Raw genomic sequence first — 25,541 nt, forward strand, 5'->3', positions numbered from 1 at the left:
AGTCAAAAAAGGATAATATAAAAAAACTATCTCGCCGATAGCTTTTTTTAATAGACAGGTACCTCAACGATTCGAGAGTTAGCTTTTTCCGTGGATACTTTTCCGTGGTAAAAGTCAGTGAGACTTGCTAAGGTTTGTTCAAGGAATTCTTTATCTACAAAAATCATGGTTGAAACTTCAGTAGTAAACTGGGTATCAAATTCTTCCAGACCTTGCTCCGCTCGCCAATTGGCAAACTCTTGGTATTGGGCATAGGACATGCTAAGGGAAATCCCTTCCTGCTCCTTAACTTCCACAACCCCGATTTCCTTGACTGCATTAGCCACGGCTCCAGCGTAAGCACGAATAAGTCCGCCTGCCCCGAGTTTGATACCTCCAAAATAGCGGGTAACCACCGTTGCGACATTGGTCAGTTCGTGATTTTCTAAAACCGTCAGCATTGGCACACCAGCAGTACCAGACGGCTCCCCATCATCTGAGGAACGCTTGATTTCCATATTTTCTCCAAGGACAAAAGCAGAGCAGTTATGAGTAGCCTTGTAATGCTCTTTCTTGATTTTGTTGATAAAGTCGCGAGCTTCCTCCTCGCTGGTCACTCGTTTCATAAAGCAGATAAATCGTGACTTTTTAATTTCTTCTTCAACAATACCATCTTCTCTAATTGTTTTAAATTCTTTCATAACCAAATTGTACTAATTTTTTTAAAAACTGACAAGAAATTCCGAATAAATAAGTGATGAAAGAATTAGAAAATTATTATGGAAGATTATTTACCAAATACCAATTGACAGCAAAAGAAAGAGAAATAGCAGAAAAAGTGCCAAGTATTACAAAAAAGAATAACTGCTTTCGCTGTGGAACAACTTTTGAAGAAGAAAACAAATTGCCAAACGATGCTTATTACTGTCGAGCCTGCTTGCTTCTAGGCAGAGTACGGTCAGACGAAAAACTCTATCATTTTCCTCAGAAAGATTTTCCAATCACTAAGTGTTTAAAGTGGAAAGGTCAATTAACTGATTGGCAACAAAGAATTTCAGATGGACTAGTTGCAAACGTGGAAAATAATCGTGCGACATTGGTTCATGCAGTAACAGGAGCAGGTAAGACAGAAATGATCTACCACACCGTTGCCTCAGTGATTGATAAAGGCGGAGCGGTTTGCCTAGCCAGTCCTCGAATTGATGTTTGTATCGAACTCTATAAACGTCTGCAAAATGACTTTTCAGTTCCAATTAGTTTACTACATGGAGAGTCTGAACCCTATTTCCGAACCCCATTAGTTGTAGCAACCACACATCAGTTATTAAAATTTTATCAGGCCTTTGATTTGGTTTTGATTGATGAAGTAGACGCCTTTCCCTATGCAGATAATCCCATGCTCTATCGAGCAGCAGACAATGCGGTCAAGGAAGCTGGTGTTCAAGTTTTTCTGACAGCGACTTCAACAGATGAATTGGATAAAAAAGTCAGAACAGGTAAATTAAGTCGTCTTAGTTTGCCAAGGCGCTTTCATGGCAACCCACTTGTTGTCCCGCAAAAAGTCTGGTTTAGTAAATTCGATGATACCCTAAAGAAAAATAGACTAGTTCCAAAGTTGAAAAAAGCGATTGAAGAACAGAGAAAGTCGTGCTTTCCCTTACTCATTTTTGTCCCAGAAATCTCCAAAGGTCAAGAATTTACCAAGATAATGAAAAAAACATTCCCAGAAGAAACAATTGGCTTTGTATCCAGTCAAACAGAAAATCGCCTTGAAATAGTTGAAGGGTTTCGCAAGAGAAAAATCACAGTCTTAATCTCGACTACTATTCTTGAACGTGGGGTGACCTTCCCATGTGTAGACGTCTTTGTTGTTCAAGCCAATCATTACCTCTACACAGTGTCAAGTCTTGTTCAGATTGCAGGCCGAGTCGGAAGGAGTATGGAACGTCCGACTGGTTTACTCCAGTTTTATCATGAGGGAAGTACAGGAGCCATTGAAAAGGCAGTCGCTGAAATTAAACAGATGAACAAGGAGGCTGGTTATGTCTAATTGCCTATTGTGCGGTCAAGCTATGAAAAATAAAACAAGATTTTCAGATCTCATCTTCTTTAGTAAAGAAAAATCGGGCATCTGTGAAGAATGTTTTTCGACTTTTGAGGAAATAGCAGAGCAACACTGTCCACATTGTTATAAAAATGGGGAATCGGAAAGTTGCAAGGATTGTCAGTACTGGCAGAATCAAGGGAAACCAGTTGTCCACACAGCTTTGTACCAATATAATCAAGCGATGGCGCATTATTTTAGTCGCTACAAATTTCAAGGAGACTATGTTTTAAGAAATATTTTTGCTAAAAAGCTTAGAATAGCGTTAAGCCAATTTCCTGACTACACAATTGTTCCCATACCAATTAGTCAAAAACGACTATCAGAACGCGGTTTTAATCAAGTGGAAGGACTTTTGGATGCTACAAATATTCCCTATCAGTCCCTTCTTGGAAAGTATGAAAGCCAAAAACAATCATCTAAAAATCGTGCAGAGAGACTAGAAGCAAAACAGATGTTCTATCTATTAGATGAAAAAGAAGTGCCAGAAAAAATATTATTATTCGACGATATATATACAACAGGAGCCACAATCCAACTTGCTGTAGAACTTTTCATGAAAATTGGTAGGAAAGAAATCAAAACATTTTCACTAACACGATAAGAAAACGGTTGCAATATCCCTATAATGTGGTATAATAATAGTGAAGAAAGGCGAAAGCCAAGAAAGAGGTACTAATATGATTAAATTCAGTATTCGTGGAGAAAACCTTGAAGTTACAGAAGCACTTCGCACCTATGTAGAAGAGAAAGTGGCTAAGATTGAGAAATATTTCAATGAAGAACAAGAGTTGAATGCTAAAGTAAATCTAAAAGTTTACCGTGACAAGCGCGCAAAAGTAGAAGTGACAATTCCAGTTGGAGCAGTTACACTTCGCGCAGAAGATATTTCACAAGAAATGTATGGCTCTATCGATCTTGTAGTAGATAAGATTGAACGCCAAATTCGTCGTAACAAAACCAAGATTGAACGAAAGCATCGTCAAAAAGTGGCAACTGGTCAAGTCTTTACAGATGAACTTGTTGAGCAAACAGGCGAGGAAGTAAAAGTGGTTCGTACTAAGCAAGTAGACTTGAAACCAATGGATATGGAAGAAGCAGTCCTCCAATTGGAGTTGCTCGGACATGATTTCTTTATCTATACAGATGCTAATGACGGTACAACAAATGTATTGTATAGACGCGAAGATGGAGATTTGGGTCTTCTAGAGGTACGTCAATAAAGATAATAAAACAGTTGCAGTTTTTGCAGCTGTTTTATCATTTTCAAAAAACCGGTTGACAATGTATATAAGTCGTGATAGAATAAATGAGTTGTCTCTTGAGGGACTAGTTAACAGAGAAACGAAAAAAGTTTCAAAAAAGTGTTGACAAAGTTCACAAGAAATGATAAACTAAGATAGTTGTCGCGAGAGCGCGATAACGACAAGACCTTTGAAAATTAAAGAAGACGAACCAAACGTGCAGGGTGATTTATCTAAAGATAAATCGTCAATGACAAAACAAAACAATAAAACGGAAAGCTAGCAATAGCTTGAGTTTGAATCAAAACTTTTTATGAGAGTTTGATCCTGGCTCAGGACGAACGCTGGCGGCGTGCCTAATACATGCAAGTAGAACGCTGAAGTCTGGTGCTTGCACTAGACGGATGAGTTGCGAACGGGTGAGTAACGCGTAGGTAACCTGCCTCATAGCGGGGGATAACTATTGGAAACGATAGCTAATACCGCATAACAGTATTTACCGCATGGTAGATATTTGAAAGGAGCAATTGCTTCACTATGAGATGGACCTGCGTTGTATTAGCTAGTTGGTGAGGTAACGGCTCACCAAGGCTTCGATACATAGCCGACCTGAGAGGGTGATCGGCCACACTGGGACTGAGACACGGCCCAGACTCCTACGGGAGGCAGCAGTAGGGAATCTTCGGCAATGGGGGCAACCCTGACCGAGCAACGCCGCGTGAGTGAAGAAGGTTTTCGGATCGTAAAGCTCTGTTGTAAGAGAAGAACTGTGAGAAGAGTGGAAAGTTTCTCACTTGACGGTATCTTACCAGAAAGGGACGGCTAACTACGTGCCAGCAGCCGCGGTAATACGTAGGTCCCGAGCGTTGTCCGGATTTATTGGGCGTAAAGCGAGCGCAGGCGGTTTGATAAGTCTGAAGTAAAAGGCTGTGGCTTAACCATAGTACGCTTTGGAAACTGTCAAACTTGAGTGCAGAAGGGGAGAGTGGAATTCCATGTGTAGCGGTGAAATGCGTAGATATATGGAGGAACACCGGTGGCGAAAGCGGCTCTCTGGTCTGTAACTGACGCTGAGGCTCGAAAGCGTGGGGAGCGAACAGGATTAGATACCCTGGTAGTCCACGCCGTAAACGATGAGTGCTAGGTGTTGGGTCCTTTCCGGGACTCAGTGCCGCAGCTAACGCATTAAGCACTCCGCCTGGGGAGTACGACCGCAAGGTTGAAACTCAAAGGAATTGACGGGGGCCCGCACAAGCGGTGGAGCATGTGGTTTAATTCGAAGCAACGCGAAGAACCTTACCAGGTCTTGACATCCCGATGACCGCCCTAGAGATAGGGTTTCTCTTCGGAGCATCGGTGACAGGTGGTGCATGGTTGTCGTCAGCTCGTGTCGTGAGATGTTGGGTTAAGTCCCGCAACGAGCGCAACCCCTATTGTTAGTTGCCATCATTCAGTTGGGCACTCTAGCGAGACTGCCGGTAATAAACCGGAGGAAGGTGGGGATGACGTCAAATCATCATGCCCCTTATGACCTGGGCTACACACGTGCTACAATGGCTGGTACAACGAGTCGCAAGTCGGTGACGGCAAGCTAATCTCTTAAAGCCAGTCTCAGTTCGGATTGTAGGCTGCAACTCGCCTACATGAAGTCGGAATCGCTAGTAATCGCGGATCAGCACGCCGCGGTGAATACGTTCCCGGGCCTTGTACACACCGCCCGTCACACCACGAGAGTTTGTAACACCCGAAGTCGGTGAGGTAACCTTTTAGGAGCCAGCCGCCTAAGGTGGGATAGATGATTGGGGTGAAGTCGTAACAAGGTAGCCGTATCGGAAGGTGCGGCTGGATCACCTCCTTTCTAAGGAAATGGAAACCTGTACGTCAGTCTTCTTTAATTTTGAGAGGTCTTGTGGGGCCTTAGCTCAGCTGGGAGAGCGCCTGCTTTGCACGCAGGAGGTCAGCGGTTCGATCCCGCTAGGCTCCATTAACAACGGAAGTTGTTAAGATTTTGTCCATTGAAAATTGAATATCTATCAAACATTCCTAAACGTATGTAAAAGTACGTATAGAAATAGTAACAAGAAAATAAACCGAAAACGCTGTGAATATTTAATGAGTTTTCTAATTTTTGAAAAAATTAGGTTAAAACAAGTTACGAAGACGTTAAGGAAAACGTATGATTTTAGGAAATCATCGCAGTAGTCTAAGGACTACAAGAGGATTTGTCTAAATCACTAGTTTTCTAGTCTGAGTACGATTATAAGGTTAAGTTAATAAGGGCGCACGGTGGATGCCTTGGCACTAGAAGCCGATGAAGGACGTGACTAACGACGAAATGCCTTGGGGAGCTGTAAGTAAGCAATGATCCAGGGATGTCCGAATGGGGGAACCCGGCAGGTAATGCCTGTCACTCACTACTGTTAAGGTAGTGAAGAGGAAGACGCAGTGAACTGAAACATCTAAGTAGCTGCAGGAAGAGAAAGCAAAAGCGATTGCCTTAGTAGCGGCGAGCGAAACGGCAGGAGGGCAAACCGAGGAGTTTACTCCTCGGGGTTGTAGGACTGCAATGTGGACTTAAAGAGTATAGAAGAACTACCTGGGAAGGTAGGCCAAAGAGAGTAATAGCCTCGTATTTAAAATATTTTTTATACCTAGCAGTATCCTGAGTACGGCGAGACACGCGAAATCTCGTCGGAATCCGGGAGGACCATCTCCCAACCCTAAATACTCTCTAGTGACCGATAGTGAACCAGTACCGTGAGGGAAAGGTGAAAAGTACCCCGGAAGGGGAGTGAAATAGAACCTGAAACCGTGTGCCTACAACAAGTTCGAGCCCGTTAATGGGTGAGAGCGTGCCTTTTGTAGAATGAACCGGCGAGTTACGATATGATGCGAGGTTAAGTTGAAGAGACGGAGCCGTAGGGAAACCGAGTCTTAATAGGGCGGATTAGTATTATGTCGTAGACCCGAAACCATGTGACCTACCCATGAGCAGGTTGAAGGTGCGGTAAGACGCACTGGAGGACCGAACCAGGGCACGTTGAAAAGTGCTTGGATGACTTGTGGGTAGCGGAGAAATTCCAAACGAACTTGGAGATAGCTGGTTCTCTCCGAAATAGCTTTAGGGCTAGCGTCGACATTTGAGAATCTTGGAGGTAGAGCACTGTTTGGATGAGGGGGCCATCTCGGTTTACTGATTTCAGATAAACTCCGAATGCCAATGATTTATGGTCGGCAGTCAGACTGCGAGTGCTAAGATCCGTAGTCGAAAGGGAAACAGCCCAGACCACCAGCTAAGGTCCCAAAATAATTGTTAAGTGGAAAAGGATGTGGGGTTGCACAGACAACTAGGATGTTAGCTTAGAAGCAGCTATTCATTCAAAGAGTGCGTAATAGCTCACTAGTCGAGTGACCCTGCGCCGAAAATGTACCGGGGCTAAAACAATTTACCGAAGCTGTGGATAACACTTTAGTGTTATGGTAGGAGAGCGTTCTATGTGTGAAGAAGGTATACCGTGAGGAGTGCTGGAACGCATAGAAGTGAGAATGCCGGTATGAGTAGCGAAAGATGGGTGAGAATCCCATCCACCGTAAGACTAAGGTTTCCAGGGGAAGGCTCGTCCGCCCTGGGTTAGTCGGGACCTAAGGAGAGACCGAAGGGTGTATCCGATGGACAACAGGTTGATATTCCTGTACTAGAGTATGAAGTGATGGAGGGACGCAGTAGGCTAACTAAAGCGGGCGATTGGAAGTGCCCGTCTAAGCAGTGAGGTGTGATATGAGTCAAATGCTTGTATCTGTAACATTGAGCTGTGATGGGGAGCGAAGTTAAGTAGCGAAGTTAGTGACGTCACACTGCCGAGAAAAGCTTCTAGCGATGTATCATACTCTACCCGTACCGCAAACCGACACAGGTAGTCGAGGCGAGTAGCCTCAGGTGAGCGAGAGAACTCTCGTTAAGGAACTCGGCAAAATGACCCCGTAACTTCGGGAGAAGGGGTGCTGGCTTAAAGTCAGCCGCAGTGAATAGGCCCAAGCAACTGTTTATCAAAAACACAGCTCTCTGCTAAATCGTAAGATGATGTATAGGGGGTGACGCCTGCCCGGTGCTGGAAGGTTAAGAGGAGGGTTTAGCGCAAGCGAAGATCTGAATTGAAGCCCCAGTAAACGGCGGCCGTAACTATAACGGTCCTAAGGTAGCGAAATTCCTTGTCGGGTAAGTTCCGACCCGCACGAAAGGCGTAATGATTTGGGCACTGTCTCAACGAGAGACTCGGTGAAATTTTAGTACCTGTGAAGATGCAGGTTACCCGCGACAGGACGGAAAGACCCCATGGAGCTTTACTGCAGTTTGATATTGAGTATCTGTACCACATGTACAGGATAGGTAGGAGCCTACGAAGTCGGGACGCCAGTTTCGACTGAGGCGCTGTTGGGATACTACCCTTGTGTTATGGCTACTCTAACCCGGATAGGTTATCCCTATCGGAGACAGTGTCTGACGGGCAGTTTGACTGGGGCGGTCGCCTCCTAAAAGGTAACGGAGGCGCCCAAAGGTTCCCTCAGAATGGTTGGAAATCATTCGCAGAGTGTAAAGGTATAAGGGAGCTTGACTGCGAGAGCTACAACTCGAGCAGGGACGAAAGTCGGGCTTAGTGATCCGGTGGTTCCGTATGGAAGGGCCATCGCTCAACGGATAAAAGCTACCCTGGGGATAACAGGCTTATCTCCCCCAAGAGTTCACATCGACGGGGAGGTTTGGCACCTCGATGTCGGCTCGTCGCATCCTGGGGCTGTAGTCGGTCCCAAGGGTTGGGCTGTTCGCCCATTAAAGCGGCACGCGAGCTGGGTTCAGAACGTCGTGAGACAGTTCGGTCCCTATCCGTCGCGGGCGTAGGAAATTTGAGAGGATCTGCTCCTAGTACGAGAGGACCAGAGTGGACTTACCGCTGGTGTACCAGTTGTCTTGCCAAAGGCATCGCTGGGTAGCTATGTAGGGACGGGATAAACGCTGAAAGCATCTAAGTGTGAAACCCACCTCAAGATGAGATTTCCCATAACTTTATGTTAGTAAGAGCCCTGAGAGATGATCAGGTAGATAGGTTGGAAGTGGAAGTGTGGCGACACATGTAGCGGACCAATACTAATCGCTCGAGGACTTATCCAAAGAAATAAACTAGAGTCAATATTGACAAGCGATCGGTTTCTTGTTAGAATATAGATATTCAATTTTGAGTTGACAAGACTCAGTAGTTAAGTGACGATAGCCTAGGAGATACACCTGTACCCATGCCGAACACAGCAGTTAAGCCCTAGAACGCCTGAAGTAGTTGGGGGTTGCCCCCTGTTAGATACGGTAGTCGCTTAGCAAATTGGGAGTTTAGCTCAGCTGGGAGAGCATCTGCCTTACAAGCAGAGGGTCAGCGGTTCGATCCCGTTAACTCCCATAGGTCCCGTAGTGTAGCGGTTATCACGTCGCCCTGTCACGGCGAAGATCGCGGGTTCGATTCCCGTCGGGACCGTTGAAACGAATCAATCATATGTTTCAAGTAATATAATTAAGTAAAGACTCGTTAGCTCAGTTGGTAGAGCAATTGACTTTTAATCAATGGGTCGCTGGTTCGAGCCCAGCACGAGTCATATGCGGGTTTGGCGGAATTGGCAGACGCACCAGATTTAGGATCTGGCGCTTTCGGGCGTGGGGGTTCAAGTCCCTTAACCCGCATAGAATGGAAATAGGCCGGCTTAGCTCAGTTGGTAGAGCATCTGATTTGTAATCAGAGGGTCGCGTGTTCAAGTCATGTAGCCGGCATTAGGAAAGATTGCGAACGTAGTTCAGTGGTAGAACACCACCTTGCCAAGGTGGGGGTCGCGGGTTCGAATCCCGTCGTTCGCTTTGAGAGGCCGGGGTGGCGGAACTGGCAGACGCACAGGACTTAAAATCCTGCGATGGCAACATCGTACCGGTTCGATTCCGGTCCTCGGCATGAAGATTATAATAGTTAGCACCCTTAGCTCAACTGGATAGAGTACCTGACTACGAATCAGGCGGTTAGAGGTTCGAATCCTCTAGGGTGCATCACTCGCTTAATGGAGACGTTAGGGGAGCTTTATTTTTAATAGTATCGGGAAGTAGCTCAGCTTGGTAGAGTACTTGGTTTGGGACCAAGGTGTCGCAGGTTCGAATCCTGTCTTCCCGATTATTGTAAGAGAGCAGCAATGTTCTTTTTTTTTTGGCTCTTTGTCAACTGTAGTGGGTAGATGAAAAGCTAACACCTAGAGAGGACGAAATTCGTTCTCTCTTTCTTGTTTTTAGGAGATGAGCTGAAAAGAGCTCTCCTCAGCTTTTCACTGTTCAAAGCATCAAAATCCGTTTTTCTAGTTTCCATTTTCCTGAATCCAAAGGCATTTCTTTTAATGACTTTGATGAGATTGTTAGTTGTTTCTGATTTGGTGTTGGAAATTGTGAGTTTTGTTGTTTTTCATACTCAATAAAAATCAAAAATAGCAAGTCTAATTTACTTATAACATGTAAAACCTTAATTTATAAGTTTGAGTTGAGGATTGTGGATTTCAAGTAGCTGTTTTTTTCTCAAAAAATAACAAAATCAAAATGCTCCATATCTACTTTGAGTGGTAGGTGGCTATTTTTGATTTTAAATGGGTATCAGTGTAGGTCGTAGGGGACTTTTTTCTACACTCAAAAAGGCTCTATATGACCATAGTGGGTTTACCCGTCATAGTCTTATAGTGCCTTTTATTTTTTGCTTAGTTTAACAACCGCCTCGGTCCGTGCTGTGTGGGGAAACATGTCAACAGATTGAATGTATTCTACCTTGTAGGCTTTGCTTAGCTCAACAAGGTCCCTTGCAAGAGTGGAGACGTTGCAGGCTACATAAACCATTTTAGCTGGTTTGTAATTCAAAATGGTTTTGAGGAGCTTTTCGTCGAGTCCAGTTCGTGGAGGATCAACTACCAAGGCATCGGCCCTGTAGCCTTCTTGGTACCACTTTGGAATGATTTCTTCTGCTTTACCTGCCTCATAGTGGGTATTGGATAGTCCCATTCGCTTAGCGTTTGCTTTAGCATCCTCGATGGCTTCTGGAATAATGTCCATACCTCGAACAGATTTGACCTTTTTAGCAAAGGCGAAGCCGATTGTACCCACGCCACAGTAGGCATCAATCAAGTCTTCATCTCCTGAAATATCCAAAGCCTTGACGGCCTCGCCATAGAGAATTTCTGTTTGTTGGGGATTTAATTGGTAAAATGCCCGTGGAGATAGTGAGAATTCGTAATCTAAAACAGCTTCATCGATAGCTTGTTCTCCCCATAAAATTTCTGTTTTTTCACCATAAATATCACTCGTTTTCTGTCTATTCCAGTTTAGAGCAATAGTGATTATACTTGGAAATTGACTGGTGAGTTCATCAATTAATTTAATAAGATTAACCTGACAAGAGGTGATAAATATCACTTGAACTTGACCTGTTTTTCGAGCCTTGCGGACCATGACCGTGCGGATTCCATGTTGCTTGCGCTCATTATAAATAGGAATACGGTGCTTGGTGAGTAGCTTTGCGATTCCGTTGATAATCTCTTGTGTTTCGGCATCTTGGACGTAACAATTCGTAATTCCAATCAAGCGATGGGAATTTTCCGCATAGAGACCGGCCTTGACTTGATCTTTGAAAGATCGAGTCTGGAACTGTAATTTGGCACGATAGTGGCTAGGCTTATCCATACCGATTGTTGGATAAATAGTATAGTTTTCGTAGCCAGCTGGTTTGAACTTTTTTAGGGCCTGCTGCAAGAGATCTTGTTTGAAGTCTAATTGTTTATCATAGCGGAGGTGCATGATTTGACAACCACCACAGGCTCGATAGATGTCACAGGCCGGCTTGACACGGAATTTTGATTCCTTGTTGATTTTTAACAATTTTGCTTCAACGAAATTTCGTTTGACTGAGGTAATTTGACAAAAAATTTCTTCTCCCTTAAGGGCACCAGGGACAAAGACTAGCGTTTTTTGATAAAATCCGATGCCTTCTCCGTTGATGCCCATTCGTTTGATTTTTAAGGGGATTCGTTGGTTTACTTGTAGATTCATATTATTATTTTACCGAAAAATCCTGTATAATGAAAGAATGAGAATTACAAAAATTGAAAAGAAGAAACGTCTTTATTTACTTGAAGTGGATGGTCAGGATAGTTTATATATTACGGAAGACACAATTGTTCGCTTCATGCTTAGTAAGGGAAAGGAAATCACGGAGCAGGAGTTTCGTGAGCTTCGCGATTTTGCTCAGTTTTCTTATGGGAAAAATCTAGCACTTTATTACCTTTCCTTCAAGCAACGTACCAAAAAAGAAGTTAGTAATTATCTAAAAAAATATGAAATTGAAGAAAACAATATTGTCAAGATTGTGACGGTATTAGAAGAGGAAAAATGGCTGGACGATGGGAATTATGTTGATAGCTATGTTCGTCAGAATGCTCTAAATGGAGATAAGGGACCAGCTATGATTCGTCAGAAGTTGATGCAGAAAGGAATTCCTAAAACGCTGATTGATAAAAGACTGGCTGAGGAAGATTTTTCAGAGCTTGCTGGGAAGATTGGGGAGAAATTGGTGGGTAGATACCAAAGAAAATTGCCTCTTCGAGCTTTGCAAGATAAAGTTGTACAGGGATTGATGGGTAAGGGTTTTTCTTATGAGGCGGCCAAACAAAGCCTGGGTCAGTTGGAACTTGTGGCTGATGAGGAAAATGAAGATGATTTAATCGCCAAGGAATTGGATAAGCAGTATAGAAAATATAGTCGTAAATATGAAGGCTATGAATTGAAGCAAAGGTTGATACAGGCTTTGGCTCGAAAGGGTTATGACTTTGATCGGATTCAGGCTGTCCTTCGTGATTATCTGTGAAAAAATTTAGCCTAGGTTAGAAAAATATGATATAATAGTCAAGATAAATTGTAATTGTAGAAAGTTGGTAACAAAGTGAAATTACCAAAGGAAGGCGACTTTATTACAATTCAAAGTTATAAGCATGACGGTGAAATTCATCGCACTTGGCGTGACACCATGGTATTAAAAACAACGGAAAATGCTATTATTGGAGTCAATAATCATACCTTAGTGACTGAAAATGATGGTAGGCGTTGGGTAACAAGAGAGCCAGCAATCGTTTATTTTCATAAAAAATACTGGTTCAATATCATTGCAATGATTCGTGAAAACGGAGTTTCCTATTATTGTAACCTTGCTAGTCCATATGTTCTCGACAATGAGGCACTCAAATACATTGATTATGACCTAGATGTTAAGGTCTTTGCTGATGGTGAAAAGAGACTGCTGGATGTGGATGAATATGAGCGTCATCGTAAGGCGATGAAGTATTCGGATGATATTGATTTTATTTTGAAGGAAAATGTCAAGATACTGGTTGATTGGATTAATAACCAGCGCGGACCATTCTCTCCAGCCTACGTTAATATCTGGTACAAACGCTATTTAGAACTGAGAAGTAGATAAAGTTAGAAAAGAAAATCCTGTTTTACAGGCTTTTTTCTTATTGTAAAGGAGGGGCTTATGGCCTTTGAACAAACAAATGGGCGCTATGCAAGTTTTGGAGTTGTGACTTCGCTTCCTGGGGAAGTGATTGATAGTTTCTGGTATGTTATTGATCACTACTTAAAAGGGGTTATTCCATTAAAAAGTGTAATCCGTTTTTCTATCAAAAATCGTCGTGGTAAGATTACGCTGGTCTTTTCGCAGGAAGGTTATAAAAATGTACTGGCTGTAGATCTAAGTAGTCGTTTTGATCCTTTTTATCCCTCAACAATCTTGGTAATGGACAAGCAGGGAAAAGAGACCATTACTTTGCCAGATGAGGTAACCTTGCTTTAGCTTGAAGAGCTGGTATTTTATCACCCAAGATATTGTTAATATATGAAATTTGGTGTAAAATAGATTTGTAAGCTTATGTGGGTTAGAAAGGAGGAGTCTATGGTTAGTCAAACTGTTGAAAAACCTCTCTATTTGCAGTTGGTTGATGAATTAGAAGTTGCAATTCGTGAGAGGATGGCTCCGAATGACAAGTTATTTTCAGAGCGTGAGTTGACACAGGTTTATGGTGTCAGTCGTATTACAGTTCGTTTGGCTTTGCAAGAATTGGAAAAACGGGGCTTAGTCTATAAGAAGCATGGTAAGGGAACCTATGTATCTGAGATTTCAGATACTGCAGTTGATTTGTCTCAGGCCTATAGTTTTACTGAGCAAATGAAAAAAATTGGGAAAGTACCGAGGACATCTATTTTATCCTTTGAATTGGTTAAGGCGTCAGACTATATTGCGCAGCATTTACAACTTAGTCAAGGTGAGGAAGTGTTTGAAGTTGAACGATTGAGACTTGCCGATGAGATTCCGATGATGCTGGAAAGGACATATGTTCCTGCTTCGGTATTTCCTGGATTAGCTGCTCAGCGAATGAAGTCAACTCCCTTGTATGAAATTTTTTCAGAGGATTATCATCAGGTGATTCGTTTGGCAGAAGAAGAGTTCTATGCAAGTATTGCTTTGGATAATGAAGCTAAGATACTCGGAATTCCAAGCAATAGTCCAGTGCTTCATTTGGTAAGAAAAACGTATAATGATAAGAATAGAATTATCGAGTTTACGTTTAGTATTGCTAGAGCGGACCAGTTTCGTTACAAGATTACCCATCAACGGGGATATTAGAATCAATACTCTTCGAAAATCAAAATTATTCGTTGTCAAGAGCCTTGATGAAATCCAGTTCTATCTTCGGCTTCGTTTCCTAGGCTACTTTTGATTGTTATTGGGTATGAAAAAAACGCGGACGTTAGTCTGCGTTTTTTTAGCGATGGTTGGCTGTAATTTCAAATTTGTAATACTTCCAGTGCTTGTAAGTTTCAGTATATTCCATCACTTCACCGCTAGTACTGTTAGTAGTTGTTTTGTTTTGTAGTACAGCTGGTTCAGTCGCTTTTAATTTCAAATGGGTGGCAACCTCTTTTGGACATGGGCTGACAATTTCATTCGTTTCTACAAATGGTTCCTCGGACATGTGGATATTGTAGTCCAGTTTGAAGCGTTGATAGATTGATTGATAGTGCTCGAGTGGAGCATCGGGATTCTGGATATATCGTTGAGGGATGTATGAATTGTGGAAGATGTATGGAGTGTCTTCTGCTGCGCGGACGCGTACAATTTTATAGTAAAACTCATTCTTGTCAAGATTTAGTTTTTCAAGGATATCGGGTTTATTGCCTTTTTCGCACGAGAGAACAGTAACCTTATCCTTATCCATCGGAAAAATCTCAATATCAGAAAATTCTACAAGACGTCCTTTACGTGAACGAGATACAAAGGTTCCTTTACCTTGTTGGCGAACGAGGTAACCATCTTTAACTAGTTCGTTTACTGCACGGATAACGGTAATGGAGCTAACATTAAATAGTTTTGTTAATTCAGATTCTGTGTAAAATTTGTCGCCATTTTCAAATTTGCCAGAAACAATCTGTTGGCGTAAGTCGTTTTGTATAAGTTGGTACTTCGGTACTTTCATACTTATTTCCTTCCTTTCCACAACTTATTATACTAAATTAGTTGATGAAAATCAAAAAATATAGCTAAAATACCCACAAAAATATACTTTTTCACTTTATAAAGGTGATAAGAAATGGTAAAAAAATTTTTAAAAAGTACTGGACATAACCACAAAGAAGTGTTAGTATATTAATAGAAAGGTAAGCGGTTGCATCGGAGGAAGAAATGAAAGAATTTTATATTGGAGACCAATTTTATTTGGACGGTGAACCCTTTAAGATTTTATCAGGCGCGATTCATTATTTTCGTGTCCATCCTGATGATTGGTACCATTCTTTGTATAACTTAAAGGCCCTTGGTTTTAATACGGTTGAAACCTATGTCCCTTGGAATATGCATGAGCCTCGAAAGGGTGAGTTTTGTTACGAGGGTATATTGGATATTGAGCGATTTTTGAAATTGGCTCAAGAATTAGGGCTTTATGCAATTGTACGACCGTCCCCCTATATTTGTGCTGAGTGGGAATGGGGTGGCCTCCCTGCTTGGTTGATGAAGGAAGAGCTTAGAGTACGTTCGAGTGATTCGGTGTACTTGCAGCACTTAGATGAATATTACGTTTCTCTTATTCCTAAATTGGCCAAGCTCCAACTCGCACAGGGTGGAAATGTACTTATGTTCCAAGTGGAAAATGAGTATGGATCTTATGGTGAGGAGAAGGCATATTTAAGAGCGGTGGCTGGCTTGATGCGTAAACATGGTCTAACTGCTCCCTTGTTTACCTCGGACGGTTCTTGGCGAGCAACATTACGTGCAGGAACACTGATAGAGGACGATGTATTTGTAACAGGAAACTTTGGTTCTAAAGCTAGAGAGAATTTTGCAAATATGACGGCATTCTTTAATGAACATCAGAAGAATTGGCCACTCATGTGTATGGAATTTTGGGATGGTTGGTTCAATCGTTGGGGCGATGAAATTATTCGTAGAGAGCCGGAGGAAATGGTTGATTCAGTTATGGAATGTATCGAATTGGGCTCCTTGAATCTGTACATGTTCCATGGTGGAACAAATTTTGGTTTCATGAATGGTTGCTCTGCTCGTGGTCAAATTGATTTGCCTCAGGTAACTTCTTATGATTATGATGCTATATTGGATGAAGCTGGAAATCCTACTAAGAAGTTTTATATTTTGCAACAACGTTTGAAAGAAGTCTATCCTGAATTAGAGTATGCAGAACCGCTTGTAAAAGAGGCAAAAGCTTTTTCAGATGTGTCGCTTCATGATAAGGTGAGTCTGTTTGCTACTCTAGAAAATGTAAGCGATTGCGTAAAAGGGTTTTATCCTAAGAATATGGAAGAACTTGATCAGTCAACAGGTTATATTTTATATAGAACAGAGTTGGAGCGGGATAAGACAGAAGCAGAACGTTTCCGAGTGGTTGATGCGCGTGACCGTATCCAAATTTATGCAGATGGAAAATTCGTTGCAACTCAGTATCAGACTGAGATTGGTGACGATGTTGAATTGGATTTTAAAGATGACAAGCTAACATTAGATATTTTGGTAGAAAATATGGGACGTGTCAATTATGGGCACAAACTAACGGCTCCTACCCAGTCTAAAGGGATTGGTCGAGGTGCGATGGCTGATTTACATTTTATTGGTCATTGGGAAACCTATCCTTTGCATCTTGAGTCAGTTGAGGACCTGGATTTTAGTAAGGGCTGGGAGGAAGGTCAAGCTGCTTTCTATCGTTATCAGTTTGAACTGGATGAACTTGCGGATACTTACTTAGACATGACAGGTTTTGGTAAGGGAGTTGTTTTCGTTAATAATGTAAATATTGGACGTTTTTGGGAAAAAGGACCAATCCTCTATCTCTATATTCCAAAAGGATACTTAAAGAAAGGAGCGAATGAAATAGTTGTCTTCGAGACAGAAGGAAAATATAGAGAGAAGATTCATTTTTCACAAAGACCCGTTATAAAAGACTTGTAGAAATTTTAATCGGTTTCTGCTCAAAAGATTTATGAAGAAAAGGAGAACACTGTATGGCAATTATTGCTACGCGTATTGATGGTCGTTTGATCCACGGTCAGGTTGCTAACTTATGGACGACGAAATTGAACATCGGTCGTATCATGGTTATCGATGATGCTGTTGCTCAAAATGACATTGAAAAACAAGGACTGAAATTAGCATGTCCTCCAGGCGTAAAATTATCGATTTTACCGATCGAAAAGGCTGCTAATAACATTAAGGAAGGGAAGTACGATAGCCAACGTCTTTTGATTGTTGCCCGTCGTCCTGAAAACTTCCTACGTTTAGTTGAATATGGAGTGGAATTGGCAGAATTGAACGTAGGGAATATGTCTCAAACTCCGGAAACTCGTTCTGTAACTCGTTCTATTAACGTTGTAGATAAGGATATTGCAGATTTTGATGCCTTGGCGGCTAAGGGTGTAAAATTATTTGCACAAATGGTACCTGGCGATTCACCAAAAGACTTTATGCCATTATTGGATAAGGTTAGATAACATTCGGATATTTTTGAAAAATTTAAAGGAGGATCACTATTATGCAATGGTGGCAAATATTACTTCTAACGCTCTACTCTGCTTACCAGATTTGTGACGAGCTGACAATTGTATCGTCAGCAGGTTCACCAGTCTTTGCAGGGTTTATCACTGGTTTAATCATGGGGAACATGGAAGTTGGCTTGCTAATTGGTGCAAGTTTGCAGCTAGTTGTCTTGGGAGTTGGTACTTTCGGTGGTGCGTCACGTATTGATGCAACATCTGGTGCGGTTCTTGCGACAGCTTTCTCAATTTCACAAGGTTTAGATCCAGAAATTGCCATTTCCACTATTGGCGTACCAGTTGCAGGATTGTTGGTTTATACAGATATTTTAGGTCGTTTCACCACTACTTTCTTTGCTCATCGTGTAGATGCAGCAATCGAACGTTTTGACTATGCTGGTATTGAACGCAACTACCTTCTTGGTGCAATTCCTTGGGCACTTTCTCGTGCACTTCCAGTTTTTCTTGCCCTTGCTTTTGGTGGTGGTCTTGTAGAAACTCTTGTCACTACGATTGAGTTGCCTGAATACAAATGGATTGCAGCAGGCTTAACTCTTGCAGCTCGTATGCTTCCAGGTCTTGGATTTGCAATCTTACTTCACTATCTTCCACTTAAACGTAACCTTCACTACTTGGCGGTAGGTTTCGCTCTTACAGCTATGTTGACTGTTCTTTACGGTAACGTATCAGCTTTGGGTGGTGCAGTTGCTGGTATCGTTGGCACTCTTCCTGAAGATGCAGGCGTAAGCTTTGTCAATAACTTCAAAGGTTTGTCAATGATTGGTATCGCTATTGTGGGTGCATTTCTTTCAGTGATTCACTTCAAAAATAGCCAAAAAGTAACTGTGGTTGCTCCATCAAATTCAGAAAGTGGGGAAATTGAAGATGACGAAATCTAATTACAAATTAACAAAAGAAGATTTTAATCAAATCAACAAACGTAGCTTGTTCACTTTCCAACTTGGTTGGAACTATGAGCGGATGCAGGCATCTGGCTACCTCTACATGATTTTGCCACAATTGCGTAAAATGTATGGAGATGGTACACCTGAGTTGAAGGAAATGATGAAATTGCATACTCAGTTCTTCAATACTTCACCATTCTTCCATACCATCATCACAGGTATTGACTTGGCACTTGAAGAAAGTGATGGTGTTGCTTCTAAAGATGCGGTTAACGGTGTTAAGACAGGTTTGATGGGACCATTTGCTCCAATCGGTGACTCAATCTTTGGTTCTCTTGTTCCAGCGATTATGGGGACTGTGGCTGCTACTATGGGTAAAGAGGGATCTCCAGTTGGTATCTTTCTTTGGGTAGCAGTAGCCATTGCCTATGATATTTTCCGTTGGAAACAGTTGGAAGTTGCCTACAAAGAAGGTACTAAGTTGATTACAACCATGCGCGATCGCTTGACAGCTCTCGTTGATGCAGCATCTGTAATGGGTGTCTTCATGATGGGTGCCTTGATTGCAACTATGATTAACTTTGAAGTGACTTGGGCTCCAGCTATTGGAGAAAAAGTGATTGATATTCAAGACATTTTGAATACCATCTTCCCACGCCTAGTACCTGCAATCTTTACAGGATTTGTCTTCTGGCTTCTTGGTCGTCGTGGCATGACTTCGACTAAAGCTATCTTGATTATTATTGTGCTTGCACTTGGCTTCTCAGCAATCGGTCACTTCCTATTTGGTATGGTATAATGGTTAGAAGTTTAGTATTAGTAAGTCATGGTATCTTCTGCGAGGAGTTGAAAAAATCTACTGAAATGATTATGGGTCCTCAAGAGGACATCTACACAGTAGCTTTATTACCAGAAGAAGGTCCAGAAGACTTCCAGAAAAAATTTGAAGAAACAATTGCAGGATTGGAAGATTTTGTTGTCTTCGCAGACTTGTTGGGCGGTACACCAGCCAACGTCGTATCACGAAAATTGATTGAAGGTGGGCAGTTTGACCTTTATGCAGGGATGAATATGCCAATGGTTATCGGTTTCTTGAACGGCGTCCTGCTGGGAGAGGCTGTGGATTATGTAGAATTTGGGACAAGCAACCTAGTTCATGTCAATAGTCTATTAACAAGTGATGAAGATGACGATGAGTGAAACAGTTTGGGAAACTGTTTCCACTGGTCACCTTGAAATGAAAGAGTGACCAAAGACAGCCCGAGCCTAGAAATAAGAGAGTGAGGCTAACTCAGCTGATTGTTACAGACGGATTTGATTTTCGTTAATTATAAAATGTTCTATAGTTGATAGGCTTTAAGTATCCTGAGGAAGTTGCAATAGTGACTCCCTCATTTGGCTTGTGAGGAAAAGAAATGATTGAAGTAAAAACATTTGATGAAAAAGCAAAACTGTATTGCTTGGAAAACAAGAATGGGATGCAGGTAACCTTGACGGATTTTGGTGCCAGAGTGGTGGAAGTGCTTTTGCCAGTAGAAGAAAATGGCGGTCTACGGAATGTCAGTTTAGCTGCCAAGTCGGATGATGATTACCGTAAGACAGATTTGTACCCTGGTTCAACTATTGTCCCAGTAGCGGGGCGTATTTCAGGTGCCCAAGCTGAGATAGAGGGAACAAGCTACCATTTCACAGAAAATGAACCTGGTAGGACTCTACACGGTGGGGTTGACACGGCAAATGAGCAGTACTGGGACGTTGAGCTAGACCATGAGAGAAATCAAGTGACCTTTGGTATGGTCCTAAAAGATGGTTTTAATGGCTTTCCTGGTGATGTGAGGGTCAAGGCTATTTATTGTTTGACGGATAAAAATGAATTGACAGTTGACTACCAGGCTGTATCGGATAAGGATACGATTTTTAATCCGACCAACCATATCTATTTCAACTTGACTGGTGATTTTCAACGGTCAGTTGCCGAGCACCGTATTAAAATTGCTGCCAATCACTATGCTCCGCTTGGGGAGGATAACCTGCCAACGGGTGTCTTAGAAGATGTGACAGGGACGCCGTTTGATTTTAGAGATTTTGCGCCTTTTGCTCAGGGATTTGATAGCCAATATCCTCAAAATGTGTTGGTAAAAGGCTATGACCACCCATGGTTATTGGAAGAGGTGGATATTCCGGTAGAAGTTTTGAGTCCAGATGGGAAAATTGGACTCAGTGTCAAAACCAACCAGCCTGCGGTCGTTATTTATACATATAATTTTCCTGTTGAAGCTTTGGCCTGTTACCATGGTGTCTTTAGTTTAGAGTGTCAGGCCTTGCCAAATGCATGCAATGTCGATGGATTTGGTTCGATTTTGTTAGAACAAGGAGAAGAATTTTTGTCTAAAACGACCTATCGTTTTACTTGGTAAAAAAATGGGGACTCTAACTGTGTTACAGTTAGGGTTTTCTTGTGTTTTCTAGAAAATATGGTATAATAAACCGGTGTGTTTCAATCGAAGCAGGCGAAAGAGGAAAATAATGACAAAAGAACAAGAATTTTTAAAAGAATTTGAGGCTTGGGTCAACACTCAGGTCATGGTAAACGAGATGGCGGTTGAAGAAAGTCGTCGTGTCTTGGAAGAAGACAAGGATGAGCGTGCAGCGGATGCTTATATTCGTTATGAGAGCAAGCTGGATGCCTATCGATTCATTCAAGGGAAATTTGCCAACTACCATGCTGGCAAAGGTTTTCATGATTTGCCAGATGAGTTGTTTGGTCAAAGGCATTATTAAGGAGAGGAGTTAACATGGCAAAGAAAAAAGTAAATCGAAAAAAACAATTGAAAAAACAATTAGCAGACTTGAAACGTGCAGGTCGTGTAGGTCTTGAAAGAGCTGCAGAGGTAGTAGAGACAGTTGCTCACAAGGCTGAGGCTGTAGTAGAGCGTACTGTGGAACAAGTGAAAGAAGTTGTAGCAGAGGTGACTTCTTCAGCGACTTCATTGGAAGACTTTTTGGCGCTTCCTGAGTTGGAAGGCATTGCGGCAGCACGTTTGGAAACCTTCTACGAAGCAGGTATTCAATCTGTGGCTGATTTTGCAAACCATACAGAAAAAGAGCTCTTGGCTCTTAAAGGCATCGGTCCTGCAACTATCAAGCAGTTGAAAGAAAAAGGGATTGAGCTGAAAGCTTAAATCCCTTGCTTTTCAAGGTACAATTTGTTACAATAAAGCCATTCAGAGGTGTTTTGAGCCCCATTTGTCACAGGAAGCGGTGGTACTGAGAAATCCGCACAAATGTCAAAACTGGTTGCTGATGATGTGAATCGAATAAGCAAAGTGCAGATAATGTATCTGAACAAGGGTGGTACCGCGGAATAACTTCGTCCCTGTCTAGCAAGTCTAGGCGGGGATTTTCATTTGGAAAGGAGAAGATATGTTACATCATGTTGAAATTTACGTTTCTGACTTGGAAACTTCGCGTGCATTTTACGACTTTCTCCTGACCAAGCTGGGCTACTCGCTCTATCAGGAGTGGGATAAAGGGCTGTCTTATAAAAAAGCAGAGCAATACCTGGTCTTTGTCCAAACGCCAGAGGACTTCCTAGAGGTAGGCTACCACCGTTGCCGCACAGGTCTCAATCATCTAGCTTTTCATGCAGGGACACCTGATGAGATTGACCAATGGCGGAAGGAATTTTTGACCAGACGAGTCAAACTTCTCTACGACGACCGCTATCCCCACGCAGGAGGACCAGACCACTATGCCCTTTATTTGGAAGATCCAGATGGGATAAAGATAGAGTTGGTGGGGGAGGGGGTATGAATCTAATTATTATTGGAGCACAAGCTTCTGGCAAGATGACCGTTGGGCAGGAAGTTGCGAAATTGACAGGGATGACCCTTTTTCATAATCACGATTCGATTGATTTTAGCCTACGTTTTATTCCTGAATTTTCTGAGGATATGTTTGACCTCAATACACGTATTACATTTGCTGTTTATGATGTGTTTGCTAGGTCAGGCCGTCCACTAATCGGAACTGCCTTGATTAATTTTAAAAATCTCATAGAGGTTCAATTCCTTACAACAGTTCAGACGATTTTTCATCATCATGGCCAGGAAATTTTATTTGTTGAGTTGGAAACCGCTTTGGAAGAACGTTTGCGGCGTAATCGGACAGAAAATCGACTTACCCATAAACCTTTGAAACGACACATTGAAGTTTCAGAGGCTGAGATTCTCTCTACAGCTGATACATGTCGATATACCTCGTTAGGCATTCCAGAGGGCATTCAGCATTATCTCAAAATTAATAATACTCATCTTTCTGCCAATGACGTAGCTCAACTAATTATCCAAAAAATGGAGGAACTTGAGCAAGAACAAACGAAATAGCCAGCCCAAAGGACTGACTATTTCTAGGAGATTATATGAAAAAGAATTGGGCTATTTCTAGCTTGAAGATAGTATAAACCAATTTTTTTAAAGAATACTGAAGGAGAAAAAATAATGTCAAAAGAATTATCACCAAAATACAATCCAGCCGAGGTTGAGGCTGGTCGTTACCAAACTTGGTTGGACCAAGATGTTTTTAAGCCGTCAGGCGATGCGGAGGCTAAGCCTTATTCTATCGTGATTCCACCTCCAAACGTAACTGGTAAGTTACACTTGGGACACGCTTGGGATACAACCCTTCAAGATATCATCATCCGCCAAAAACGCATGCAGGGATTTGATACCCTCTGGCTTCCAGGTATGGACCACGCGGGGATTGCTACTCAGGCTAAGGTTGAGGAACGCTTGCGGGAGCAAGGCGTGACCCGTTATGACTTGGGGCGCGAAAAATTCCTCGATAAAGTCTGGGAATGGAAGGATGAGTATGCAGCGACTATTCGTGAACAATGGGGCAAGTTGGGTCTGTCTTTGGACTACCAACGTGACCGCTTCACGCTGGACGAAGGCTTGTCAAAAGCCGTTCGCAAGGTCTTTGTAGAACTCTACAAAAAAGGCTGGATCTACCGTGGTGAATTTATCATCAACTGGGACCCAGCGGCTCGCACAGCCCTTTCTGATATTGAAGTTATCCACAAGGACGTAGAGGGTGCTTTCTACCACATGAATTATATGTTGGAAGATGGTTCTCGTGCCCTTCAAGTTGCCACAACTCGTCCTGAAACCATGTTCGGTGACGTTGCGGTTGCAGTTAACCCAGAAGATCCACGTTACAAGGACTTGATTGGTAAAAATGTTATCCTTCCAATTGTGAACAAGCCAATCCCAATCGTTGCGGATGAGCACGCGGATCCTGAATTTGGTACAGGGGTTGTGAAAATCACTCCTGCGCACGATCCAAATGACTTCCTCGTTGGACAACGCCACAATCTGCCACAAGTCAATGTCATGAACGACGACGGTACTATGAACGAGTTGGCTGGTGAATTTGCAGGCATGGACCGCTTTGAAGCTCGTAAGGCAACGGTTGCTAAGTTGCAAGAACTGGGTGCCCTTGTGGAAATCGAAAACCGTGTGCATTCTGTTGGACACTCTGAGCGTACAGGTGTGGTAGTCGAGCCACGCTTGTCAACTCAATGGTTTGTTAAGATGGACCAATTGGCCAAGAATGCCATTGCCAACCAAGATACAGCTGACAAGGTAGAATTTTACCCACCACGCTTCAACGATACTTTCCTACAATGGATGGAAAATGTACACGACTGGGTTATCTCTCGTCAGCTTTGGTGGGGTCATCAGATTCCAGCATGGTATAACGAATCTGGCGAAATGTACGTCGGAGAAGAGGCTCCAGCAGGTGACGGTTGGGTACAGGATGAGGATGTCCTAGATACCTGGTTCAGCTCTGCCCTTTGGCCATTTTCAACCATGGGCTGGCCTGACGAAAACGCGGCGGACTTCCAGCGTTACTTCCCAACCTCAACCTTGGTAACGGGCTATGATATTATTCCATTCTGGGTGTCTCGTATGATTTTCCAAGGAATTGAATTTACAGGCAAGAGCCCATTTAAGAATGCTCTGATTCACGGACTTATCCGTGACGAAGAAGGTCGCAAGATGTCCAAGTCGCTCGGAAACGGGATTGACCCGATGGATGTTATCGAGAAATACGGTGCGGACGCTTTGCGTTGGTTCTTGTCAAACGGCTCTGCCCCTGGTCAAGATGTTCGCTTCTCTTATGAGAAGATGGACGCATCTTGGAACTTCATCAACAAGATTTGGAACATTTCCCGCTATATCCTCATGAACAATGAAGGTTTGACCTTGGATGCGGCGCGTGAGAATGTTGCCAAAGTCGCAGCTGGCGAGGCTGGCAACGTGACGGACCGCTGGATTCTCCACAACCTCAACGAAACCATTGCCAAAGTCACTGAAAACTTTGACAAGTTCGAGTTTGGTGTGGCTGGTCACATCCTCTACAACTTCATCTGGGAAGAGTTCGCCAACTGGTATGTCGAACTGACCAAGGAGGTCCTTTACAGCGACAACGAGGCTGAGAAAGTCATGACCCGCTCTGTCCTTCTCTACACGCTGGACCAAATCCTTCGCCTCCTCCACCCAATCATGCCGTTTGTGACGGAAGAGATTTTCGCCCAGTACGCAGAGGGTTCTATCGTGGTAGCGGCCTACCCTGTTGTCAACCCAGCATTTGAAAATGCGGAAGCCCACAAGGGAGTGGAAAGTCTTAAAGACTTGATCCGTTCGGTGCGAAATAGCAGAGCAGAAGTCAATGTTGCTCCTTCTAAGCCGATTACCATTTTGATTAAGACGGCAGATAGCGAGCTTGAAACCTTCTTCAAGGCAAATGAAAACTACATCCGCCGCTTTACCAACCCAGAGCAGTTGGAAATCAGCTCAAGCATCGCTGCACCAGAACTAGCCATGTCAGCCGTTATCACCGGTGCTGAAATCTTCTTGCCACTAGCAGACCTTCTTAACGTCGAAGAAGAGTTGGCTCGTCTAGACAAAGAACTCGTCAAGTGGCAAAAAGAACTAGACATGGTCGGCAAAAAACTCAGCAACGAACGCTTCATTGCCAACGCTAAACCAGAAGTCGTTGAAAAAGAAAAAGAAAAACAAGCCGACTACCAAGCAAAATATGATGCGACAGTAGCGCGGATTGAAGAGATGAAGAAGTTGGTTAAGTAGGTAGAATAC

General features: G+C 42.8%; 21 protein-coding genes, 10 tRNA genes, 3 rRNA genes and 1 pseudogene. 31 read left to right on the forward strand and 4 right to left on the reverse strand.

Going from position 1 to position 25,541, the window contains the following annotated elements:
• Window positions 1-47 precede the first annotated feature (47 nt).
• Window positions 48-680, reverse strand: a complete 633-nt coding sequence (locus YYK_RS02085; RefSeq protein WP_014636235.1) for a YigZ family protein — start codon at window positions 678-680, stop codon at window positions 48-50.
• Between the two features lie 56 nt (window positions 681-736).
• On the opposite strand from YYK_RS02085, the gene YYK_RS02090 reads away from it, so the two are divergent.
• The 16 genes from YYK_RS02090 to YYK_RS02165 all read left to right on the forward strand — a co-directional run bounded on the left by YYK_RS02090 (window position 737) and on the right by YYK_RS02165 (window position 9,527).
• A complete protein-coding gene (locus YYK_RS02090) occupies window positions 737-2,029 on the forward strand; it encodes an ATP-dependent helicase ComFA (RefSeq protein WP_014917210.1) in 1,293 nt (430 codons plus the stop codon).
• Complete coding sequence (locus YYK_RS02095; protein ID WP_004194119.1) at window positions 2,022-2,687, forward strand: ComF family protein; 666 nt, start codon at window positions 2,022-2,024, stop codon at window positions 2,685-2,687. The genes YYK_RS02090 and YYK_RS02095 overlap by 8 nt, the downstream gene beginning before the upstream one ends.
• 76 nt (window positions 2,688-2,763) lie before the next feature.
• On the forward strand, window positions 2,764-3,306 hold the full coding sequence (gene hpf / locus YYK_RS02100) for a ribosome hibernation-promoting factor, HPF/YfiA family (protein WP_004194117.1): 543 nt from the start codon (window positions 2,764-2,766) through the stop codon (window positions 3,304-3,306).
• Window positions 3,307-3,636: 330 nt separating this feature from the next.
• Window positions 3,637-5,185: ribosomal RNA gene (locus YYK_RS02105) — 16S ribosomal RNA — on the forward strand.
• A 53-nt stretch (window positions 5,186-5,238) separates the two neighbouring features.
• A tRNA-Ala gene (locus YYK_RS02110) sits at window positions 5,239-5,311 on the forward strand.
• Window positions 5,312-5,590: 279 nt separating this feature from the next.
• Window positions 5,591-8,494: ribosomal RNA gene (locus tag YYK_RS02115) — 23S ribosomal RNA — on the forward strand.
• Window positions 8,495-8,580: 86 nt separating this feature from the next.
• A 5S ribosomal RNA gene (rrf, locus tag YYK_RS02120) occupies window positions 8,581-8,696 on the forward strand.
• The 16S, 23S and 5S rRNA genes sit together here with 10 tRNA genes alongside, the layout of an rRNA operon.
• Before the next feature lie 5 nt (window positions 8,697-8,701).
• Window positions 8,702-8,774 (forward strand) — tRNA-Val (locus YYK_RS02125).
• A gap of 2 nt (window positions 8,775-8,776) precedes the next feature.
• Window positions 8,777-8,849 (forward strand) — tRNA-Asp (locus tag YYK_RS02130).
• Between the two features lie 45 nt (window positions 8,850-8,894).
• A tRNA-Lys gene (locus tag YYK_RS02135) sits at window positions 8,895-8,967 on the forward strand.
• Between the two features lie 3 nt (window positions 8,968-8,970).
• A tRNA-Leu gene (locus tag YYK_RS02140) sits at window positions 8,971-9,052 on the forward strand.
• A gap of 14 nt (window positions 9,053-9,066) precedes the next feature.
• A tRNA-Thr gene (locus YYK_RS02145) sits at window positions 9,067-9,139 on the forward strand.
• Window positions 9,140-9,151: 12 nt separating this feature from the next.
• Window positions 9,152-9,223: transfer RNA gene (locus tag YYK_RS02150), tRNA-Gly, on the forward strand.
• 7 nt (window positions 9,224-9,230) lie between these two features.
• Window positions 9,231-9,314, forward strand: a tRNA-Leu gene (locus tag YYK_RS02155).
• Window positions 9,315-9,332: 18 nt separating this feature from the next.
• Window positions 9,333-9,406, forward strand: a tRNA-Arg gene (locus YYK_RS02160).
• Window positions 9,407-9,453: 47 nt separating this feature from the next.
• Window positions 9,454-9,527 (forward strand) — tRNA-Pro (locus tag YYK_RS02165).
• 69 nt (window positions 9,528-9,596) lie between these two features.
• Here the strand turns inward: YYK_RS02165 and YYK_RS10340 are convergent.
• Both YYK_RS10340 and rlmD read right to left on the reverse strand, forming a co-directional pair.
• Window positions 9,597-9,800 (reverse strand): annotated as a pseudogene (locus YYK_RS10340) (transposase); the annotation flags it as partial.
• A gap of 284 nt (window positions 9,801-10,084) precedes the next feature.
• A complete protein-coding gene (gene rlmD / locus YYK_RS02170) occupies window positions 10,085-11,437 on the reverse strand; it encodes a 23S rRNA (uracil(1939)-C(5))-methyltransferase RlmD (RefSeq protein ID WP_014917211.1) in 1,353 nt (450 codons plus the stop codon).
• Window positions 11,438-11,474: 37 nt separating this feature from the next.
• Here rlmD and recX point away from each other — a divergent pair, with 37 nt between their 5' ends.
• The 4 genes from recX to YYK_RS02190 all read left to right on the forward strand — a co-directional run bounded on the left by recX (window position 11,475) and on the right by YYK_RS02190 (window position 14,066).
• A complete protein-coding gene (gene recX, locus YYK_RS02175) occupies window positions 11,475-12,251 on the forward strand; it encodes a recombination regulator RecX (RefSeq protein WP_012774987.1) in 777 nt (258 codons plus the stop codon).
• A gap of 75 nt (window positions 12,252-12,326) precedes the next feature.
• The gene (gene ntdP / locus YYK_RS02180) at window positions 12,327-12,860 is read left to right on the forward strand and encodes a nucleoside tri-diphosphate phosphatase (protein WP_004194106.1); all 534 of its coding nucleotides are present in this window, start codon (window positions 12,327-12,329) and stop codon (window positions 12,858-12,860) included.
• Window positions 12,861-12,917: 57 nt separating this feature from the next.
• A complete protein-coding gene (locus YYK_RS02185) occupies window positions 12,918-13,235 on the forward strand; it encodes a DUF960 domain-containing protein (RefSeq protein ID WP_004194104.1) in 318 nt (105 codons plus the stop codon).
• Between the two features lie 99 nt (window positions 13,236-13,334).
• Complete coding sequence (locus YYK_RS02190; protein WP_012774988.1) at window positions 13,335-14,066, forward strand: GntR family transcriptional regulator; 732 nt, start codon at window positions 13,335-13,337, stop codon at window positions 14,064-14,066.
• 139 nt (window positions 14,067-14,205) lie between these two features.
• Here YYK_RS02190 and YYK_RS02195 read toward each other — a convergent pair whose 3' ends face one another.
• A complete protein-coding gene (locus tag YYK_RS02195; RefSeq protein ID WP_004194099.1) occupies window positions 14,206-14,916 on the reverse strand; it encodes a GntR family transcriptional regulator in 711 nt (236 codons plus the stop codon).
• A gap of 206 nt (window positions 14,917-15,122) precedes the next feature.
• Here YYK_RS02195 and YYK_RS02200 point away from each other — a divergent pair, with 206 nt between their 5' ends.
• The 11 genes from YYK_RS02200 to YYK_RS02250 all read left to right on the forward strand — a co-directional run bounded on the left by YYK_RS02200 (window position 15,123) and on the right by YYK_RS02250 (window position 25,532).
• Window positions 15,123-16,895 (forward strand): glycoside hydrolase family 35 protein, encoded by a 1,773-nt coding sequence (locus YYK_RS02200; protein ID WP_011922008.1) that lies wholly within the window; start codon window positions 15,123-15,125, stop codon window positions 16,893-16,895.
• 53 nt (window positions 16,896-16,948) lie between these two features.
• Window positions 16,949-17,434: a PTS sugar transporter subunit IIB gene (locus YYK_RS02205; protein ID WP_011922009.1), complete on the forward strand. Its 486-nt coding sequence runs from the start codon at window positions 16,949-16,951 to the stop codon at window positions 17,432-17,434.
• A gap of 38 nt (window positions 17,435-17,472) precedes the next feature.
• Entirely contained in the window at window positions 17,473-18,375 is a 903-nt protein-coding gene (locus YYK_RS02210) for a PTS mannose/fructose/sorbose/N-acetylgalactosamine transporter subunit IIC (protein WP_024378992.1), read from the forward strand.
• On the forward strand, window positions 18,362-19,180 hold the full coding sequence (locus YYK_RS02215; RefSeq protein WP_012774989.1) for a PTS system mannose/fructose/sorbose family transporter subunit IID: 819 nt from the start codon (window positions 18,362-18,364) through the stop codon (window positions 19,178-19,180). Before YYK_RS02210 ends, YYK_RS02215 begins: the two co-directional genes overlap by 14 nt.
• Window positions 19,180-19,581 carry a PTS sugar transporter subunit IIA gene (locus YYK_RS02220; protein ID WP_004194089.1) on the forward strand — a complete coding sequence of 134 codons (402 nt, stop codon included), beginning with the start codon at window positions 19,180-19,182 and terminating at the stop codon, window positions 19,579-19,581. Before YYK_RS02215 ends, YYK_RS02220 begins: the two co-directional genes overlap by 1 nt.
• Window positions 19,582-19,796: 215 nt before the next feature.
• Window positions 19,797-20,798, forward strand: a complete 1,002-nt coding sequence (locus tag YYK_RS02225; protein ID WP_011922012.1) for an aldose epimerase family protein — start codon at window positions 19,797-19,799, stop codon at window positions 20,796-20,798.
• Window positions 20,799-20,907: 109 nt separating this feature from the next.
• The gene (locus YYK_RS02230; protein ID WP_002943432.1) at window positions 20,908-21,162 is read left to right on the forward strand and encodes a DUF1912 family protein; all 255 of its coding nucleotides are present in this window, start codon (window positions 20,908-20,910) and stop codon (window positions 21,160-21,162) included.
• Between the two features lie 14 nt (window positions 21,163-21,176).
• Window positions 21,177-21,563 (forward strand): helix-hairpin-helix domain-containing protein, encoded by a 387-nt coding sequence (locus YYK_RS02235; RefSeq protein ID WP_012774990.1) that lies wholly within the window; start codon window positions 21,177-21,179, stop codon window positions 21,561-21,563.
• A gap of 241 nt (window positions 21,564-21,804) precedes the next feature.
• Entirely contained in the window at window positions 21,805-22,194 is a 390-nt protein-coding gene (locus tag YYK_RS02240; protein ID WP_011922679.1) for a VOC family protein, read from the forward strand.
• The gene (locus tag YYK_RS02245; protein ID WP_011922016.1) at window positions 22,191-22,766 is read left to right on the forward strand and encodes a DEAD/DEAH box helicase family protein; all 576 of its coding nucleotides are present in this window, start codon (window positions 22,191-22,193) and stop codon (window positions 22,764-22,766) included. The genes YYK_RS02240 and YYK_RS02245 overlap by 4 nt, the downstream gene beginning before the upstream one ends.
• Before the next feature lie 114 nt (window positions 22,767-22,880).
• Window positions 22,881-25,532, forward strand: coding sequence for a valine--tRNA ligase (locus YYK_RS02250; protein WP_011922017.1), 2,652 nt, complete (start codon window positions 22,881-22,883; stop codon window positions 25,530-25,532).
• Window positions 25,533-25,541: the final 9 nt, after the last annotated feature.

The sequence above is a fragment of the Streptococcus suis S735 genome (genome assembly GCF_000294495.1).
In the GTDB taxonomy this organism is placed as follows: Bacteria; Bacillota; Bacilli; order Lactobacillales; family Streptococcaceae; genus Streptococcus; species Streptococcus suis.

What these genes read in the sequence shown, in the direction of transcription:
- YYK_RS02190 (WP_012774988.1), top strand. Translation starts at nt 13,335, where the DNA reads ATGGTTAGTCAAACTGTTGAAAAACCTCTCTATTTGCAGTTGGTTGAT.
- YYK_RS02215 (WP_012774989.1), top strand. Translation starts at nt 18,362, where the DNA reads ATGACGAAATCTAATTACAAATTAACAAAAGAAGATTTTAATCAAATC.
- YYK_RS02195 (WP_004194099.1), bottom strand. Translation starts at nt 14,916, where the DNA reads ATGAAAGTACCGAAGTACCAACTTATACAAAACGACTTACGCCAACAG.
- rlmD (WP_014917211.1), bottom strand. Translation starts at nt 11,437, where the DNA reads ATGAATCTACAAGTAAACCAACGAATCCCCTTAAAAATCAAACGAATG.
- YYK_RS02240 (WP_011922679.1), top strand. Translation starts at nt 21,805, where the DNA reads ATGTTACATCATGTTGAAATTTACGTTTCTGACTTGGAAACTTCGCGT.
- YYK_RS02245 (WP_011922016.1), top strand. Translation starts at nt 22,191, where the DNA reads ATGAATCTAATTATTATTGGAGCACAAGCTTCTGGCAAGATGACCGTT.
- hpf (WP_004194117.1), top strand. Translation starts at nt 2,764, where the DNA reads ATGATTAAATTCAGTATTCGTGGAGAAAACCTTGAAGTTACAGAAGCA.
- YYK_RS02095 (WP_004194119.1), top strand. Translation starts at nt 2,022, where the DNA reads ATGTCTAATTGCCTATTGTGCGGTCAAGCTATGAAAAATAAAACAAGA.
- YYK_RS02225 (WP_011922012.1), top strand. Translation starts at nt 19,797, where the DNA reads ATGATTGAAGTAAAAACATTTGATGAAAAAGCAAAACTGTATTGCTTG.
- YYK_RS02205 (WP_011922009.1), top strand. Translation starts at nt 16,949, where the DNA reads ATGGCAATTATTGCTACGCGTATTGATGGTCGTTTGATCCACGGTCAG.
- YYK_RS02085 (WP_014636235.1), bottom strand. Translation starts at nt 680, where the DNA reads ATGAAAGAATTTAAAACAATTAGAGAAGATGGTATTGTTGAAGAAGAA.
- YYK_RS02200 (WP_011922008.1), top strand. Translation starts at nt 15,123, where the DNA reads ATGAAAGAATTTTATATTGGAGACCAATTTTATTTGGACGGTGAACCC.
- YYK_RS02235 (WP_012774990.1), top strand. Translation starts at nt 21,177, where the DNA reads ATGGCAAAGAAAAAAGTAAATCGAAAAAAACAATTGAAAAAACAATTA.
- recX (WP_012774987.1), top strand. Translation starts at nt 11,475, where the DNA reads ATGAGAATTACAAAAATTGAAAAGAAGAAACGTCTTTATTTACTTGAA.
- YYK_RS02185 (WP_004194104.1), top strand. Translation starts at nt 12,918, where the DNA reads ATGGCCTTTGAACAAACAAATGGGCGCTATGCAAGTTTTGGAGTTGTG.
- YYK_RS02250 (WP_011922017.1), top strand. Translation starts at nt 22,881, where the DNA reads ATGTCAAAAGAATTATCACCAAAATACAATCCAGCCGAGGTTGAGGCT.
- YYK_RS02230 (WP_002943432.1), top strand. Translation starts at nt 20,908, where the DNA reads ATGACAAAAGAACAAGAATTTTTAAAAGAATTTGAGGCTTGGGTCAAC.
- YYK_RS02090 (WP_014917210.1), top strand. Translation starts at nt 737, where the DNA reads ATGAAAGAATTAGAAAATTATTATGGAAGATTATTTACCAAATACCAA.
- YYK_RS02220 (WP_004194089.1), top strand. Translation starts at nt 19,180, where the DNA reads ATGGTTAGAAGTTTAGTATTAGTAAGTCATGGTATCTTCTGCGAGGAG.